At 60.6% G+C, this 16,543-nt stretch carries 21 protein-coding genes; all 21 read left to right on the top strand.

Features of this window, described 5'->3' with window-relative positions; all coding sequences use genetic code 11:
- Positions 1 to 19: 19 nt before the first annotated feature.
- The 21 genes from AOA63_RS03440 to AOA63_RS03535 all read left to right on the top strand — a co-directional run bounded on the left by AOA63_RS03440 (position 20) and on the right by AOA63_RS03535 (position 16,390).
- Positions 20 to 859 (top strand): type II secretion system F family protein, encoded by an 840-nt coding sequence (locus AOA63_RS03440; protein ID WP_053958414.1) that lies wholly within the window; start codon positions 20 to 22, stop codon positions 857 to 859.
- 19 nt (positions 860 to 878) lie between these two features.
- On the top strand, positions 879 to 1,694 hold the full coding sequence (locus AOA63_RS03445) for a type II secretion system F family protein (protein WP_053958415.1): 816 nt from the start codon (positions 879 to 881) through the stop codon (positions 1,692 to 1,694).
- Between the two features lie 13 nt (positions 1,695 to 1,707).
- Positions 1,708 to 2,484 carry a hypothetical protein gene (locus tag AOA63_RS03450; protein WP_053958416.1) on the top strand — a complete coding sequence of 259 codons (777 nt, stop codon included), beginning with the start codon at positions 1,708 to 1,710 and terminating at the stop codon, positions 2,482 to 2,484.
- A gap of 69 nt (positions 2,485 to 2,553) precedes the next feature.
- Positions 2,554 to 2,760: a hypothetical protein gene (locus AOA63_RS03455; RefSeq protein ID WP_053958417.1), complete on the top strand. Its 207-nt coding sequence runs from the start codon at positions 2,554 to 2,556 to the stop codon at positions 2,758 to 2,760.
- A 68-nt stretch (positions 2,761 to 2,828) separates the two neighbouring features.
- On the top strand, positions 2,829 to 2,963 hold the full coding sequence (locus AOA63_RS20350; protein ID WP_278276930.1) for a hypothetical protein: 135 nt from the start codon (positions 2,829 to 2,831) through the stop codon (positions 2,961 to 2,963).
- Positions 2,960 to 3,520, top strand: coding sequence for a hypothetical protein (locus AOA63_RS03460; RefSeq protein WP_139061491.1), 561 nt, complete (start codon positions 2,960 to 2,962; stop codon positions 3,518 to 3,520). Before AOA63_RS20350 ends, AOA63_RS03460 begins: the two co-directional genes overlap by 4 nt.
- 25 nt (positions 3,521 to 3,545) lie before the next feature.
- On the top strand, positions 3,546 to 3,974 hold the full coding sequence (locus AOA63_RS03465) for a hypothetical protein (RefSeq protein ID WP_053958419.1): 429 nt from the start codon (positions 3,546 to 3,548) through the stop codon (positions 3,972 to 3,974).
- Positions 3,975 to 3,998: 24 nt separating this feature from the next.
- A complete protein-coding gene (locus tag AOA63_RS03470; RefSeq protein WP_053958420.1) occupies positions 3,999 to 4,631 on the top strand; it encodes a hypothetical protein in 633 nt (210 codons plus the stop codon).
- A 38-nt stretch (positions 4,632 to 4,669) separates the two neighbouring features.
- Positions 4,670 to 5,389, top strand: coding sequence for an SAF domain-containing protein (locus tag AOA63_RS03475; RefSeq protein WP_053958421.1), 720 nt, complete (start codon positions 4,670 to 4,672; stop codon positions 5,387 to 5,389).
- A gap of 63 nt (positions 5,390 to 5,452) precedes the next feature.
- On the top strand, positions 5,453 to 5,860 hold the full coding sequence (locus tag AOA63_RS03480; protein WP_053958422.1) for a hypothetical protein: 408 nt from the start codon (positions 5,453 to 5,455) through the stop codon (positions 5,858 to 5,860).
- A gap of 104 nt (positions 5,861 to 5,964) precedes the next feature.
- Complete coding sequence (locus tag AOA63_RS03485; RefSeq protein ID WP_053958423.1) at positions 5,965 to 6,261, top strand: hypothetical protein; 297 nt, start codon at positions 5,965 to 5,967, stop codon at positions 6,259 to 6,261.
- A complete protein-coding gene (locus AOA63_RS03490) occupies positions 6,189 to 6,875 on the top strand; it encodes a metal-dependent hydrolase (RefSeq protein WP_242848263.1) in 687 nt (228 codons plus the stop codon). The genes AOA63_RS03485 and AOA63_RS03490 overlap by 73 nt, the downstream gene beginning before the upstream one ends.
- 31 nt (positions 6,876 to 6,906) lie before the next feature.
- The gene (locus AOA63_RS03495; RefSeq protein WP_053958425.1) at positions 6,907 to 9,273 is read left to right on the top strand and encodes a hypothetical protein; all 2,367 of its coding nucleotides are present in this window, start codon (positions 6,907 to 6,909) and stop codon (positions 9,271 to 9,273) included.
- A 22-nt stretch (positions 9,274 to 9,295) separates the two neighbouring features.
- Positions 9,296 to 11,485, top strand: coding sequence for a hypothetical protein (locus AOA63_RS03500; protein WP_053958426.1), 2,190 nt, complete (start codon positions 9,296 to 9,298; stop codon positions 11,483 to 11,485).
- Positions 11,472 to 12,380 carry a hypothetical protein gene (locus AOA63_RS19660; protein ID WP_053958427.1) on the top strand — a complete coding sequence of 303 codons (909 nt, stop codon included), beginning with the start codon at positions 11,472 to 11,474 and terminating at the stop codon, positions 12,378 to 12,380. Before AOA63_RS03500 ends, AOA63_RS19660 begins: the two co-directional genes overlap by 14 nt.
- A 5-nt stretch (positions 12,381 to 12,385) precedes the next feature.
- Entirely contained in the window at positions 12,386 to 14,311 is a 1,926-nt protein-coding gene (locus AOA63_RS03510) for a VirB4 family type IV secretion system protein (protein WP_053958428.1), read from the top strand.
- A gap of 40 nt (positions 14,312 to 14,351) precedes the next feature.
- Entirely contained in the window at positions 14,352 to 14,609 is a 258-nt protein-coding gene (locus tag AOA63_RS03515) for a hypothetical protein (protein WP_053958429.1), read from the top strand.
- Positions 14,593 to 14,796 carry a hypothetical protein gene (locus AOA63_RS03520; protein ID WP_053958430.1) on the top strand — a complete coding sequence of 68 codons (204 nt, stop codon included), beginning with the start codon at positions 14,593 to 14,595 and terminating at the stop codon, positions 14,794 to 14,796. Before AOA63_RS03515 ends, AOA63_RS03520 begins: the two co-directional genes overlap by 17 nt.
- A complete protein-coding gene (locus tag AOA63_RS03525; RefSeq protein ID WP_082343722.1) occupies positions 14,796 to 15,662 on the top strand; it encodes a lytic transglycosylase domain-containing protein in 867 nt (288 codons plus the stop codon). Before AOA63_RS03520 ends, AOA63_RS03525 begins: the two co-directional genes overlap by 1 nt.
- Positions 15,663 to 15,666: 4 nt before the next feature.
- Complete coding sequence (locus tag AOA63_RS03530; RefSeq protein ID WP_053958432.1) at positions 15,667 to 16,170, top strand: hypothetical protein; 504 nt, start codon at positions 15,667 to 15,669, stop codon at positions 16,168 to 16,170.
- A 13-nt stretch (positions 16,171 to 16,183) separates the two neighbouring features.
- The gene (locus AOA63_RS03535) at positions 16,184 to 16,390 is read left to right on the top strand and encodes a hypothetical protein (protein ID WP_139061493.1); all 207 of its coding nucleotides are present in this window, start codon (positions 16,184 to 16,186) and stop codon (positions 16,388 to 16,390) included.
- Positions 16,391 to 16,543: the final 153 nt, after the last annotated feature.

The following is a 16,543-nucleotide window of genomic DNA, read 5'->3' on the forward strand; positions in this document are numbered from 1 at the left end:
CCGGAGAAGGAGGAGAACCATGCACACGGCAGCGGTTATGGGAATGGCGTTAGCCGGAGGAGGCTTCGGATGGATCGGGTGGATACTGGGTCTGTTGCAATGGAGAACCCCATCATCACGCCCCCGGCGAGAACTGGCGTGGGACATTGGTCCTCACTGGCCATCCTGGGTCATGCGAGTGGCTCCCATTGCCAGTGGGGTGATCGGAGCCGCCGTCGTCTGGGAGATTACCCACAACGTTGGAGAAGTGATGGGACTCAGCATTATCGCAGGCATGTTGCCTCGGCTCATGTGGATCACCATACGACGCCATCGCCGGATCGAATTGGATACCCAGTTTTATTCGCTGGCCAACACGCTCCGGTTGTTGCTCCCGATTACGTCCAATGTGATTGACGCCTTGCGGGATGTGCGCGATACCTCGGATAACCCGTTGGCGGATGTGCTGACCGTGGCCCTGCGCCGCGAAACCCGGGAAACCGGGGCCGCCACCGAATTTTTGCGGGCAGTGGGGCATGATTTGGGTCTGGGGGAAGTGGAACTCTTTGGCGACATTCTGACCCAAGTGCGCACTCAAACCGTGCAAGCCAGTGAATTGCTCACCAACCTCACGATGCTGTGGGGAGATCGGTTGCAAGTCGAACAGAAGCGGGCGGGGAAAATCGCAGGAAGTCGGCGGTTGGCCAGTGTTATGTTGGTCGCTACGTTGTTGGTGCAACTCGGATGGCCCTTGGTCTCTCAAACCATTGCGCAACTGGATCGGTCGGTTATCGCTGCCATCTTTGGTGCGATTGCCAGCGGCATGACGTTGGGAGCATGGGCATTGCTTACGCAACAGCTACAAAAAACGGCGGCTTAAGCCTAGAAGGAGGCTTTATATGACAGGATGGATTGCCATGATGAGTGTGGCTAGTGCGGGGGCCTGGATCGGATGGATGCTCGGCCCTCGCCCTCGCCCTTTGTCGTATTTTGCCGCCCCTCGCCCCAGTCTCGAAGAGCGGATTCGCCAGATCGGACAGTGGGTGTGGAAACGGGTCACGATGGAGCGAATTCGCCAAGATGCCACGGCCATGCGCATGAATGTGACGCAATGGTTTGTGATGGTGCTCCTGTTGTCTGGGGGGGTTGGGGTATTACTTGGGTTGTCGGGTGTGCCCTGGATTGTTGTGGGGATAGGGGTCATAGGCATCGTGGCGGGGCTCCCCAATCTGGTCATTCGGCGTCGTTTTGCCCGATGGCAACGCCGGGTGGTGGCAAATCTTCCGGGGTTTTTGCATCACTTGCAAATTTTGTTGGATTTAGGATTGCCCCTCATTCCGGCGATTGAGGAAGCCCGGCACCGGGTGTATGGCCCCTTGGGGGATCAATTAGATCGCGTGTTATTTGACTTGCAACGGGGGTATCCCGTGTCCCAGGCATTTTTGAACATGGCAGAGCGGGTGCGTCGAATGGAAACGATGGTGCTCGCGGCCATCTTAAGTACGACAGCGGGGCGCCGTTTATCGGGGCAGGCTCTCGAACCCCTGGTCACCATGTTGAATGCGATCCAGTACCGGGAGGAAGAACGGATTACCGGCCAAGTCGATCAAACGATGAGTGCCATCCCTATTTTATCCGTGTTTAGCGCGATGGCCATTGGGGTGTATTTTTTGATCGCGCAGGCTCTCACAGGGCTGCACGGGTTACAACTGTGATGGGAGACCCCGCATGATCTGGGATCGCTGGTATCTGCAACCGTGGGCCTGGTTGTGGTCGAATTTGGAGCGGGATCGCCTAGGACCGGGGCGTTTGCTCGGGCAGATGGTGTGGTCGTGGATGGTGCCCGGAGTGATGGGCGGCATGGCCGTGGCGGGAGCCTGGGGAGAGGGTCACTTCTGGCTCGGAGGGGCAATCGGTGGTGGGCTGGCACTGGTGGTCGCGGCAGGGATTCCGGTGCTCGTCAATGGAGTGGGCATGGCACGGGCTCAACGCCAAGGCTGGCGGACGGTCTTTTGGGTTCCCACCAGTTGGGCGGTGTGGCACCAGACCGCTCGTGTTTTGGGAGTGGATCCGGCCCCCACCGTCCCGCATTGGGAACGCCATACGATTATCACTGCATGGCCGGGGGCCACTCCCACGGAAGCGGCCCGAATGTTTCAAGCAGCTCGACGGCGCGAATGGCACGCTCTGGCCGCCCAGGACGCGGAGCATCCTCGGGGCGTCATCCTCAGCCACACCTTTTCCACCGTGGGTCAGATTACTCTGCACGCGGGTCGAGTCCGGCAAGGCACTCCGTTTCGGAGGCTGGCGTCTCGGGAGCGACGCGAATTATCACGGGTGCAACGGGTGATGTTTGGCGGAGCCATTCCGTTAGCTCCGGGGCATGATGTGGGAGATCCTGCGCAGTGGTGGGTGGTGTGGGTGCCGTTTCATGATCCGCCTCAGCCTCCCGGCGATTTCGTCAAGACGTCTGGTATGCCCTCATCGGGGAGTTCGCCCCGATGAGGGTTTTTTGATGAGCCGCGGCTCATTGCTCCGGATTCGGAGTGACTTCGAGAGAAAGGAGATCCTGCAATGGCACACGTCATGGCGTGGTGGGTGGCTCGGATGCCCCAAGCCCGGGGGAGCGTTAATCTGCCGCAAATTTTGTGGGTGGTATTCGGGCTCTTAATCGGTGGGGGAGCCATTTTGTGGCTTACCGCCGGAGGCGGGATAACCGCTATTAAAAACCTGCTCACTAACATTACCAATCTCTTCAACACGGCTGTTCAAACCTTGTAAGCTCATCCCCCAACTCGCCGCGGGTTGGGGGGTTTTTGGATTTTGGGGATGAGGGAGGGATGACAGGAATGAATCGGACACCTTCGGTTTTCGCCGTCGTGATCATGAGTGGGGCTATCTGGTGGCTTGCCACTGGCGGCATGACAGCGATCGGCCCTTTTCTCACGAGCTGGGGGCATTGGATGCAATGTCTGGCAACATGACTCGGCGAACAAAGGAAGTGATCACATTGCGGCGGGAAACTCGGCGACGTTTGCCTGGCGCGACCGGAGCGACATCCTCCCTGTTGGATACCGTGGCGGCGTTTTTCTTTTGGACGATTTTATTGCTACTGATGGTGGATTTGGTGCAAGTGGGACGCGGGTGGGAAGTCGCTCAAACGGCGGCCTATGACGCCGCACAAGGCGTGGCGGCGTATGGGTGTTGGACATCGGCAGTGACGCAAGTCGTCCAAACCGATTTGCAAGCCATCACTCTGCCTAGTGGACGGTCGGTCACGGTGTCCCTCACCACTCCGCAGGGATCTCCGATTACCCACCAGGTATTGTTTGTGTCATCGGGGGGATCGGGACTGACCAGTGGCTATGATCCGGCCATGGTCGTGACGGTAGACGTGCCAGTACAAATTGGCGGATGGATGGGCATTCCGACGATGCCCATTACCATGCAAGGACGGGCGGTGGTGACAAGCGATGCGTATTACAATGCCCAAGCGACTTTGCCAGCGGGCAACGCATCCTGTACCAGTCCCCAGGCCTAGGGACTGGAGGTCTGCGGGAGGAAGCGTGAGCATTCCAAATCTGCTGGCGTTTTTCATTGTCGTGGTGTTTATGACCGCTGTGGTGTGGGCCGCCCGGATACTCTTGGTGGATATCGAATTACAACAAGCGGTGCACGCGGCGGTGGAATCGGTGGCATCCGATGGATGTTGGGATGCGCCCGCGATGCAAGCCTGGAATCGGGCGGTGGGAGTGTATCCCTTGTCCACGGTGGCCTCGCAAATCCATACCTTACCGGCGACGACATTCAGCTACACCGGCTACGGGCAACTCGTGACGGTGGAAGCGCAAGTGTCGGTGCCATTTTGGTTGGGGCAGCAGACCTCGAACGGATCTTCCACCATTACGTTAACCGCCACACGCCAGGCTGTGAGTTTGGCCCCGACCGTGGATTTGAGTACGAGTTGCCAAACCCCGCCCGGATTTCAGGGATAACCTACGCACAAGGAGGGATGTGGAATGCCGTTCGCTCTAGGCTTGTTCGGAATGCGAAGGCGGTCGTGGCGCGCGGACGGGGTGGCCATCTGGCTGGTGGCGGTGGGGTTTAGTGCGGCGGTGGGGGCCGCCACATTTATTACTAGCGTGGCGGCCCGGTGGGAAAGCGTGGAATCTCAGCTTCACGTGGCGTTGACCTCGGCGGTGCGCACAGCGGTGGCCTACAGTTACGCCACCGAGTCCTCCACATCATTGCAAGTCAATGCCTCCCAATTTACACAAGACCTCGAACAAGCCGCCCTCAGTGAAATGAGCACGGCATCCTCGGTAACGAATTGTGTCCCGGTGCCCGGAGTTCCGGCCACGTGCTCGGCAACGAATGGAGCTACCTGGGTGGGCATTCCGGTGTCCTCGGCATTGGCCCAAAATGGGGTGATTGACTTGGGGGTGGCTCAATCCAGTGCCGATAGTTTTACGGTGGCGATGGTGATGAATCCACCTCCCGTGTGGGGCATTCAAGTGCCCTTGGGATCATCCCAAGTCGCGACCATCAATCTTGGAAACAGCATCTCCGTGCAACGCCAGTCATCGAGCGGTAGTGCCGGAGGTGGGATGGGAGGCATGGGCATGAATCCTGGGGGGACGATGGTGCCCTAGCCGGGCACCCCATAATTTCAAAACAAAGGAGGGATGGGATGGCCCCATACAGGGAGCTATCCCGACGCATGAATACCAAAATTGTCCGATTGGCATTAGCAGGAGGGTTAGCAGTAGGGGGACTCGTCATAGCCGGGGCTGCCGCGAAGCCTCCCCATCAAGTGACCGTGGCGGTGTTGCGAGACCCCTTACCGGCCAATACTCCGGTCACAACATCGGTGATTGCGTCTGAGTCGGTTCCGGCCTCGTGGGCTCAGCAAGAGCATTTGCTGACGCCTTCGCAAGCAGTAGGGTTTGAGTCCCGGACTCCGCTCCCGGCCGGGGTGCCATTACCCGCTGGCAATCGCGCGGGATTTCACCTGCCCCCCGGTATTGTGGCCTTACCCGTGACTCTGCAAGAAGGCGCGGCCACGGGCGTCGTGGCGGGGGGGCGAGTGGCCGTTTATCGCACTAGTGTCGGGTCGGCCAGCGCCGGAGAACTCTTGGGGGCGCGAGTACCCGTCTTAGAGGTGTTAGCCCCTCCGGGCACCCCGAATCCGCAAACCGATGAGGTGGTGGTGTTGGCCGTTCCGGTGGGCGTGGGGGCCAGCTTGGTGGGGCAAACGTTGGTGTTGGCTCCCATGACCACGCGGGCTCCGGCGATCTGGTACACCGGAGGAACCGGGACGATGGCGTCCACGCCATCGTCTCCGTCATCGAACGGAACCCCATCGTCTTCGACTCATTCATCCCACGCCTCAACCACGAAAAAATCGTAACTCGGTTTCGCGCTTGGCTTCACACCAATCAGGCTCACAGAACAAGAAAAGGAGTGATTTTCCATGTGGTTTGCAAGCGGAGGCACCAACGGCACTGGCGGGGGATTTACGGTGCCCAACGTTCCGACCACGAACCCCGCGAACACAGCGTTCGGGCAAGTCCTCATTCAAGGACTGGGATGGGTTTTGGGCATTATGGGGTTTGTCATTATTGCGTTGGGGATTTGGCGTTTTGTGCAGGTGCTCATAACGCATTACCGAGGTAAGGATTTGGGGTATAAGCACGGGATTCTTGGGAGCGGGATCACCCAAATGCCCCCTGTTGTGTCCGCAGGCCTCGATATTCTCGGGGGCATTGTGTTGGCGGGCATTTTTCTGAACGGCGATTGGGTAAGTATCGTCAATGGTCTGTTGCACATTGGGGCAAATGCGGGCAACACCATTGGCAGTCACTTACAAAACACGCCCTAGACGGCGGAGGGGGTTCCCCCTGCGTAGCAGGATCATACATTCCGCGACAGACGGGGGCGTGAGGGTGGCATCCCACGAGGATCATCCCTCCAAGGAGGCAGACCATGCTCATCATTGTTGTGCGTCTGGCGAATTTTGTCATTGGGGTGATGGGGTTGGGCGTCATTGCGTGGGGCATGGGGCAATTGCTCCGCACGTTGTGGCGACATTACCAAGGAGCCTCAGAGAGTTTCCCATCGGGATGGGGACAAACGCTCCCCCCGGTCTGGCGACAGGTGATGGTCATTGCCGTGGGGATTGTGCTGGTGGGATTGCTGGCGGGAGGCGAATGGACGACGTTGATTACCGGATTGGTGCGGTGGAGTGCCCGATGGACTCTCCCTCACGGGGGATCCGCATGACCGGGCACACGCACATTGTCGCTGGAGTCGCCGCGGCTGCCAGCGTCGCCGCCATCACCCATCACCCCATCACCCCGGCATTACTGGTATGGGGAGGGCTCGGAGGACTGGCTCCGGATTTGGATCATCCGGAAGCCTTGCTCACGCGCCGGATTCCCGGATGGCGTACCTTGGCCCGATGGGGTCAGGGGACAGGGTGGTGGCGTCACCGAGGACTGTGGCATTCGGTGCTCCTGTGGGCGGTCACGTTACTCCTGATTCCGATGGCAGGAGACCTGGGGGCCCACGGCGTGTGGGCCTTGGCGGTAGGCGTGGGACATCCCGCATGGGCCTTAGCTCTCTGGCGATGGTGGGGATCCGACGGCCTCTGGGGGTGGGGGGCGGGGTATCTCAGTCACATGCTCGTGGATACCTGGAACACCTCGGGAGTCCAGTGGTTTTGGCCGATCCGGATCTGGGTGCATAGTCCCATCCCCAACATTACGGTGGGGACGTGGCCCGAAGATGTGGTGCGGTGGGCGATTTTAGGCATGATGGTGTGGTGGATGCCCCAGGTCGGTCTGCTGGTGGCGGTCACGAGTTGGGTCGTGTATCGGGGCATCCATTGGTTATAGCCCAGGAGCAGAATGGGGAGGTGACGCAAAAATGGCGTGGATTTGTCGCATAACCGATACCGTGGCTCGCGAAGCCCAGGAAACGGCGTTTCGCACCCCCATGGCCGTGGTACAAATGGCCGAACGGGTGCAGCTGTGGCCCGAGACCCTGCAAATTCCTGGAGCCATGCTGCCCACGGTGCCCGAGGTACGAGATCAATGGGAAAAAGCCTGTCGGGTGTTGGCCACCCACGGAACCCAAGTGCTCTTAGAGGATACGCCCTGGGATCCGGAGACCCCGTTGCGGTTAGCGTGGCCGGTGGGCAACCCCATGCTGTGGCCTCTGGATACTCCGGGGGCTTGGGATGCCGACACCCTCTGTTTAACGGGAGATGTTGGGGCGGTGTGGTGGGCTCGGCAAACTGGAACCGGACCGTGGGTGTTAGGGGTCGTCCATACGCCCGATGATTGGGAGGGCGCTCCCCAAGATGTGGCCCGGGCTTTAGCCGCATTACTCCCTCCGGATGCAGCGCGCGTCCGAGTGGATCACCACGAGTGGTGGTGTGCTTGGCGCCGCACGACAGACAGTTTGTCCGGGGCGGAATGGCAACGACAGATGTGGGCGACTTTGGGACCGGTCGCGGTGGGCAGTAGCTTGGTGACGGGAGACCCCACCACGTGGGAGCGAGCGTGGCGTCAAGCGAAGAATGCCAAAAGCTCGGCCCCCACCAGTCGGGTGAAAGGCTTATCCCCCGAAGCAGCGCACGTGGTTCGGGAAGCCACACGCACCCGGATGGATGCGATTGCCCAGGAACAAGCCGCTCGCCAACGGGATCTTGAAGCCCAAGAAGCCGCCAAACGGCGGGCTGAAGAAGCGGCAGCTCAAGCCGCGGCGGAAGAAGCTCGGCTACAAGCGGAAAAATGGGAACTCGAACGGGCGTTGGAAAACTTGCGGAAGCAAGAACTCGCCGCAGCGCAAGCACGGGTCGAACAATCAGCCCACGAAGTGGCGGCCTTGCGCCAACACATTTGGGAGGTCAGCCATCGTCTCCCCGAGGCATCGACCCCACTAGAGGCATCCGACCATTCCTTATCGGACCACCCTTCCGAGCCCGTGCCGGATAGTGCGACCGGGCAGTTGGTGGAGACTCCGGGGATGTGTGATGCGGGAGATGCATCATTCGATGCCGCGGCGTCTGCACGTCAGGGCGAAGTTCCCGTGAGCACGCCTTCCGTCAACGGGACTCCCGATGGATTATCCGGGGCGGTGGGGGCAGACGGTGCCGAAAGACTTGAGCCATCATCTCCACGTGTGGTGAAGGAACCGACCGATGACTCCGTGAAGGTGGTGGAAGGTCTCGGGGTATCCCCCGAGACCCCCGAAATCCCGTCCGAGGATTCGGATCTCGTCAACGAAGAAGCGTCCCCCGAATCGGGAGCCGCATCTCCCACAGGAGATGATCTCGGAAACCCGGCGTTGCCATTGCCGCGGGTCATTCCCACCCCATGGCGGCGGAGTGCTCCCCACCATTGGGATCACACCGCCCCAGTGGCCCCTCCGCGTCGGGTGCGCCCCGTGACGGAAGCATCGCCTGCTGCTGATTCCCGCTTGACTCCCCCAACGGTTTCGGAGTCTCCATCACGGGGCACCCCCCCGGAACCGCCCCCGTCTATACCGCCTTCTCGTCCTCGCGGAGCATCCGGATTGTCCGCACCGGAAAGTCCCCCGTCGCACCTCACCACGTTTCGGGGAGCATTTGCGGGGCGCGCGTCTCCCACCCCGGTGAGCCGGGCTTCCACAGAACCTCTCCGGTATTGGGTGTGGAGCGATAAACGGCGGGGGGGCAGTACCACCACAGCGGTGGCTCTCGCCCGCAGTCTCGCGGCTCGGGGCCAGATGGTGTTGGTCTTAGATGGTCACTTACAACATCCCGGGTTGCTCAAGGTGTTTTTTCCGGGAGGCACGCCCCCCATTCGTCCGGGGTTGGGGTGGGATGCGCAATGGATTGCGGGGCAACCATGGTGTGCCCCTCCGCAAGTCGTCCAGCGTGACACGTTGACCTTGTGGGCTATGGCATTACCGGTGAAAATTCCTCGGGAAGCCGACCGGTGGCGCACCTTATGGCAACGACTTCCTCTGGATACCATCATTGTCGTGGATGGGGGGATCATGCCTCCTCCGGTCGGAGACTGTTGGCCCATTTGTGTGGTCTCCGGACTGATGCGCCCCCCGGTGCCCCAAGGCACCATTCTCGCGTGGCGTCATGCTTCGGGGGCTCCGGGGATCGGAGACGTGATGTTGCCCGATGAGCCGTTGGGGTGGGAAGGGGTGGGAGGCCCCGAGTGGCAGGCTATTGAGTGGCCCGGTTCAGCGGGAGAGGCAACTATGGCGTGGGGGCATCCCACTCCATCATCATGACACAAACCGGACGCCAAACGAGGTGAGGGGCACGAGCGGAAAAATTTTATCAGCGATTACATCAGCGGTCAGCCAGGGGATTCAGGGCGGGTTTAACGGATTGGATCACACCGTCAATATGTGGCTCTTTGCGCTCCCGGCAACGTTGTGGTTAGCCATGCAGTTTGGGATGCAATGGGGCATCATGCTCCAAGATCTGGCGGCGTGGCTTCAACTCTCCGGAAGTTCCTCGCGGACACTGATGGCCTTGGCGAAAACGTCCCCCCACGCCACGTTAGCGTATAGCTTGTGGACTCCAGGAGCCGTGGGGTCTGCGGTGCCCATCACGTTAGGATGGTCTCCGGCGTGGGCGGTGTTGGTGGGCATGATCTGGGTCTTAGGGGTCTTGGGAGGCATTGCCCGTCTGATGGCGGGGCGCAAACCATTGACCCTGACCACCTTGGGCATGCCCTTTCTCACGGGAGGCATCTTGTTTGTCACGCCTCGCGCGGTGCCCTGGATGGTAACGCAGTGGTGGCATCTGGTGAGCGTGCGGAGTCTCATTCCCGCGATTGGGCACATGATCGGATTATCCGCCTCGGCCAGCACGCAGTGGCTCACCAATCCCTTTTGGTTGTGGGGAGCGTTGTGGGGATTATCGGGCACCCATGGATTCGCGTACCTCGATAAAGCTCCGCTCTTGTTGGGATTTCCGGTCACTGTTGCGGTGATGGGAGGCATTGCCCATAGCCTGGCCACGCTGACGGGGGTGGCGGGGGGCAACTTGTCCTTGCTGGGGGCTGTGGGGTCTTGGTTATACGGAGTGTTCCATATCGGAGTGACCCTGACCGTGGCATTAACCACGATTCAAGCTCTCTGGACCTTAATGCTTTTGCTCGGGACGTTATGGCTGGGACTGAGCCCTTTATGGGTGTGGGTCATTGCCCTAGATCCCTGGTCAATGGACACCACACGGCGCATGGCGGGGTTAACGTTGCGAGTGCTCGCGCTTCAAGCTGCGACATGGGTCTGGGTGACGGTGATCGTGGCTCTGGACGGAGGCAGTCATCATGGGCCCTTGGGAACCCCGGTGGCATTAACAGGTCTCACTCCCTGGTTATCGGGTCTCGTCACCGGAGTCGGGTTAGTAGCGGGATGGCGGTGGGTTCTCGTTCCGCTCCGGTTGTGGGGCCGGGAAATGGAAATCAGTGTCGTGGCGTGGTGGAGCGAATGGCAACATCACGTGGCCGATGTGTCCGCCGGAGTGGGACAAATTTTGAGTCGGTCCGCCACGTGGTCTCCGGCTTCCATGGGTTCTCGGATGGCGCGAACCGGAGAGCGACTGACGGCGTGGGGAGAACAACGCCACGAGAGGGCGGATGCCTGGCTCTCCACTCGAGGATGGACCGCAACCGATCAAGCGCAAGCCCAAGGGGCTCAATGGGGGTCCACCACACGTCCCGAATGGAATCCCTTGCCCACCATCTCACCCGATCAGGTAGGGGGGGGAGGGGTGCAGGATGGGTGGCGAGTCGGAGAGATTCCCCACGTATGGGAGCACACGACCTCGTCGCCGGAAGATGCCCGCAAAACGATGCAAACTCTAGCGCAAAATCTCGAAGCCACGGCGCGGCGGGAGGCCGCGATGGAACAGGCGTGGCAAGAAGCCACAGCCCAACAGGTGCCCCTCTCGCAACAGTCCGCGTGGGTCACCCGGCGCGTAGACCGGTTGCTCCGAGAGTGGCAGCAAAACCCACAAAACGCTCCCGTGGATCAGGTTCCGCTGGTCTGGACCGAGGGGGCGGATGTGCGAGTGGCCACCGCGCCCCCTGCCGATTATCAAGTATGGTGGGAACGGGCTGCGGAGGACACAGCATCCCAGGTCACTCGCCAAGACGGGGAATCCGATGCTGCGTGGGGGCAACGCCGAGTGGCGGCGGCCCGTCAGCGATTGCAAGAATGGCTTAGCGGGACGCGCCCGTGGCCCGAGGATGTTCCTCGTCCCACGGCAATACCATCATCATGGCAGACGGTTTTACGGGAACACACCGGGAGCAACTCGTCAACGCCCCAACGCACCCGCCAAGGATTGCGAGAAGCCTATCGCCAAGGAGTGTGGACGGTGGATCGCTGGTTTGGAGGCGATGCCTCATCGGAACCTCCCGCTTCTTCCCTGACTCCCCCGCATGACCCCACAACATCCTCAAGGAGGGGATCACATGGCGGATCATGAGATGCCAGAGATTGAGATCCCCGATCTCGATCCTCGGGTGGATGCCCACCTCATTGGACAACTCACGTGGACCACGTTTTTGACCCTGTTAGGCGGGGGCGCGGGGATCACGTTAGGACTCTTGATCGTTACCAGTGCATTCCATGCCACGACATGGGGGGGATTGGGAGGACTCATTGTGACCGGAGGGCTATTGGCGTGGGGGGCGATTGACGGCCCCCACCAATGGCAATTGCGTCGCCGGTATCGACGATCTCCTCATGTGTGGACGGTTTGGCCTGGGGGTCCTTGGTCGGTGCCTGCGTTTCAACGGTCCGATCCGTTTTGGATTGATGGGGACCGGGTTTGGGGGATGGCCGTGCTCACCATCCCTCCCATCGCGTTTTTAGATCCTGCGGACTTATCCGCATGGCATCAACGCACTGGTGCGGTGATACGAGCCGCCGCTTGGCATCAATGCGAGATTGATTTGGGCAGTGTGCAGGGACCCGGGATGCGGGCTATCCCCCCGGAGCGGTTGTCTCCGGTTTTGCAGCGCCGATGGCAATGGTGGGCCGAACACGCGGGGCCCCAAAGCATTGCCAGTTTCGTGTGGGTACGGCTCAGTCGGCCCGGAACCCAGCGAGATCCCGTTGTGCCGCATTTCTTGGCGGTGGAACAGGCGTGGGCCAGCCTTGCGGGGCCGGGAGAATGGCATTGGGTGACAGCGCACGTGGCCGAACGGATGATGACCAGTCTCGGACATCCTGCGCAAGATTACGCCACGTGGCAAGCGATGGTCCTGGATCGCGTGCAAGGCCCCGCCCTCATTCGGCGCCAAGAACCATCTCCCCGGAGCGGGGGGCCATCTCAATCCCCGCGAACCCGGGTGACTCCCTTTTCCCGAAGGAGGTAAGAATCGTGTCGTTGTGGCATACCGTGCGGGCCTGGTGGGAAGACCGGGACAAGCAGCACGAATTTACGCCCCCCGATCAGGATTGGGTCGGGGGAGAATGGGTGGAAACCCCCCAAGGCGTGATCTTTCGTGGGGGGGCATTGACCGTGGCCCATCAAGCCTGGAGTGTGCAGACGTGGCCGTCGCGGTTGACCGGGGATCAACTGGTGCAAATCTTGGGCCCCCTGCGCCCGGGAGCGTGGCCACTGGTGACGTGGTTTTGGCGCACCGAACCGAACGGGTTGGTGCTCAACGGGGATTTAGAACGCAAGATTCGGCGGTTGGAATGGGCCGTGCGAGATCGGGGCACCACCGAATTAGGCCCCCGTCGCGAGGAATGGATGACCCTGCAAGGCTTGCGCCTCTTGCGGGATCGCGTGATTTTTGCCGCGGACACTTTGGTCACGATGGATGGCGTGGTGGTGGTCACCAGTACCCCCGATGCGTTGGCCGAAGATGTGGCAATGATTAAAGCGCGGTGGGAATCGTTGGGGGTGCAAGTCGCCCCGTTAACCTGGGAACAAATGCAAGCCCTGCGACGGATTTGGCATGGAGGCGTGGGGAACTCGTCCGATGCTCCCGCGGGATGGATGCGGTGGATAAGCGAATCTCCGTCTTCCACTCCCTGGTGGAATCCCCGGATTGTGCCCGCAGATCGCGTTGCACAAATGATTTGGCCAGGGTGGGGGCACGTGAGCGATGACCCCGAGCGGGGCATTTACGTGGGGCACACGCCGCAAAACCAACCGGTGTTTTGCGATTTTTATCAAGATGTCAGCGGGTTGGCGGCGAATTTGCTCGTCGTGGGGGCGACGGGCAACGGGAAAAGTTTTTGGCTCAAAACCTTGGTGCAAGGGTGGCTCGCCCAAGGGTGGGGGCTCGTCATTTTCGACGTGGATGGGGAGTATGCCGCGTTGTGTGATGCCATCGGAGGCACATGGATTGACTTGTCCGACACCCAAGCGGGAACCTTGCCCAATCCCTTTGCCTTGCCTCCTCGCACGGGGCATCCTCCCACCGACCGCTTTCGGATGCCCATGATGTTGCGCACCGCCAGTACCTTGTTACGCATGTTGGGAGGCTGGGATGCTCGCACCGACGCCACCGTGCAACAGGCCATTTTACAAGTGTGGGCCGCTCGGGGAGCATTGTTGGATGACCCAGCCACATGGGACGACGCGGGTCCTACCCCAACGATGGCGGAGGTGTGGGATGCCCTCACGAATCATGATTCCCCGGCGGCGCAGGATGCCTTAACCCGCTTGTGGACCTACTGGCGGGGAGCCGATCAACAAGTCTTGGGAAACGCCACAGGGGAATGGCCTACGATGCCCGGGTCTCTGGTGGTGTGGCATCTCGGGAACATTGGCACGCAAGGGGGGTGGGGTCAAGCGGATCTGCCCCCCGCGACTGCCGCGCGGTATTGGCTCATTATGCAGACGACATGGGGATGGCTCCGCATCCGAAAAATGCGCGGAGATTGGACCGTGATTTTAGCGGATGAGGGGCAACGCTTGTTGAGTCAATCCGTGTTGGGGCCGGCCATTGTCGATTTGGCCACGACGATTCGGAAATGGAATGGGGCTTTGGCCTTAGCCACCAATCAACCGCAAGCTCTGTGGGACACTCCCACGGGGCAGGGGATGTGGAACGCTTGTCCCATGAAAGCGTTTTTGAAACTGGAATCCCAACAAGTGCAGGCGGTCACGCAAGCCCTGCACATGCCGCAACGGGTGGCGGACGCCTTAACCGTGCTCCCCGCCCAACAAATTCTGTTTCGGATGCGGGATGGCCAGTGGGATGCCTGGACGCAAGTGCACGCGAAGGTGCCTCCCGAAGAAGAGCGGTGGTATCGCACGCGGGGGCGGCGGGTGACGGATGGCGGACTGTAATGGCCCCGATGATAGACATTATGCCAAAGGAGGGTTCATCATGAAAATCGGTCCTCAGGGGATTTTGTGGACGGGAGTGTTGACCCCGACCACGGAGGGACTTGACGTGGTAGTCCCTGTTTCTTTATCCCTGTTGGGAGCAGGCGATTCCGAGGTGCGGGCGTTTTTGCAACAACATGGGTTTCCGGGGAAATCGTGGCAAGTGGTCTGGTCTTTGTCCTCAGCGGATGACCCGGGAGACGGGGCATCGGGACAAGACAAACTCAAAGGAGGTGAGACCGATGACGCCGGACAGTGATCCCCGGGTCTGTGTGTGGACGGCAGCGATGGATGGGTTGGAAGTGTTCGTGCCCATCCCGGTATCCGTGGTGGCAACGGGAGAGGCGGCCATCCGGGAGTTTTTGCAAGCGCATGGATTTCCGGGACTCACGTGGCGGATCGTCTGGTCTTTGTCCGTGGCCGAGTCATCCGAAGAGGGGGCGTAATGATGGGCATGCACGGGAGCGAGCAATTTCATAGCGTGCAGATCCAATGGCACCCCCGACGTTCCTCCCACCGCCGATGGTGGGCGTTGCTCATTCTGTTGCTTCCGTGGCTCTTCGTGCAATTAATCCCATCGGCCCAATGGTGGAGGGACTGGGAATCGCAAACCGCTTTATCGGCTACCGCCACAGCCGCGGCGCATTATGCGTTACCCGCGAACGCGGAAGGGCGGGTCTGGCGATGGTGGGATGATATTCTGATCGCGGCCCAACAAGCCAAGGTGCCCCCGATCCTGCTGGCGGCTATCATGTTGCACGAATCCGGGGGGATTCCCAACGCGGGATCGCCCTCGGGAGCGTATGGCTTGATGCAACTGGAGCCGGGTACGGCGCAACACCTGCCCGGATGGTATCCCGGAGCCCGGGCCAATCCGGGGGAAAACTTGATTCTCGGGGCGGAACTCCTGGCCCAAAACGAGCGGGCCACGGGCAATTGGCTTTTGGCAACGGCAGCGTATTATGGCGGGCCGGGATACGTCACCCCGTATGTGGCCTATAACGCCTCGTGGCCGCAAGCATCGGTGGCTCTGAATATCGTTCCGTGTCCCACGGGTCCCTATTATGCATCGTGTTATCAAGCGAACGATGGGTTAACGATGACCGGATACGTGGACGAGGTGATGTCCACGATGAAACAAGTCGCCACCTGGCAAACCGAATTGGCCTTGCCATCGAATTTGCCGAACTTCTTCCCAGCAGCCCCGGCACTACCGGCGGGCGTTTCGGCTAATTCCTTAACCGGAGAGTTGGATGATATTCTCGTTGAAGTGGGCGAATCGGCGTTGGAAGCCCTGCCGTTGGCGGCTTAATGCCATGAGCGATACCCGTGGGCTCGATGCCCAGCACGGCCCCCCCGATCCGGTAAGGGGAGATCCTTGTTGTCGTGTCCCGTGTGCGGATGCCTGGCGGGATCTGGTAGCCCGCTACCCCCATCAGTTTGGGGGAGCGATGCTCGTGAATGGCGGAGGTTGCATGTGGGGACCGGGGTGGGCGCGTCTTATCGTGGCGGTGTGCCAACGGGGCCACACGCTGGCGATGCAGTATGCCGCCCCGCCCCCGACCATTACCAATCTCCAAGATCGTTGGGGGAGTTTGGACGTGACATGGACCCTGCCGTGCGATGCTCCGGAATATCGGGCGGCGTGGCACCGCAGTGTGCGGGCGGCCCGGTATCGATCTCAAAAGATTTGTGCTCGGTGTGGACAGGCTGGCATGCGTCAAGCCGTGCGGGGATGGTGGGTGACGTTGTGCCCGTCCTGTGCCCTCGCGTGGGAGTTACGGTTGCGGGATTTTTTGTGGTCAGGTGTTTCCCATTAGACAAGGAGGAGTGATGATGAAAATTTTGCGCCAATGTCCCCATCCTCGGGATGCGCATGTAACCCTCGTGCTGGCGGAATTGTCGCCTCACCATCCGCAACGGTATGTGACCTGGTTTTGCAATACGCAAGTGCCTCGGGATCCGTATTTTTGGGGCACTATTTTGCCACGTTGCCCGAAGCCGAAGCGGATTTTGATGCCCGATATCGGGATATTCTGACGCACTTGTCCGGAGACATCCGGGCCGGCAGATAACCCCTGGCAGCCCCTCGAAGATGCTTTTTCTGACACAAGGAGAATGATACGGGGGGTTGGCGGATATCCTTCGGGTGAGCGGCACTGGGGAATCACGATGGGTGTGATGCCCCCAGTG

Source organism: Sulfobacillus thermosulfidooxidans (assembly GCF_001280565.1).
Lineage (GTDB): Bacteria > Bacillota > Sulfobacillia > Sulfobacillales > Sulfobacillaceae > Sulfobacillus > Sulfobacillus thermosulfidooxidans_A.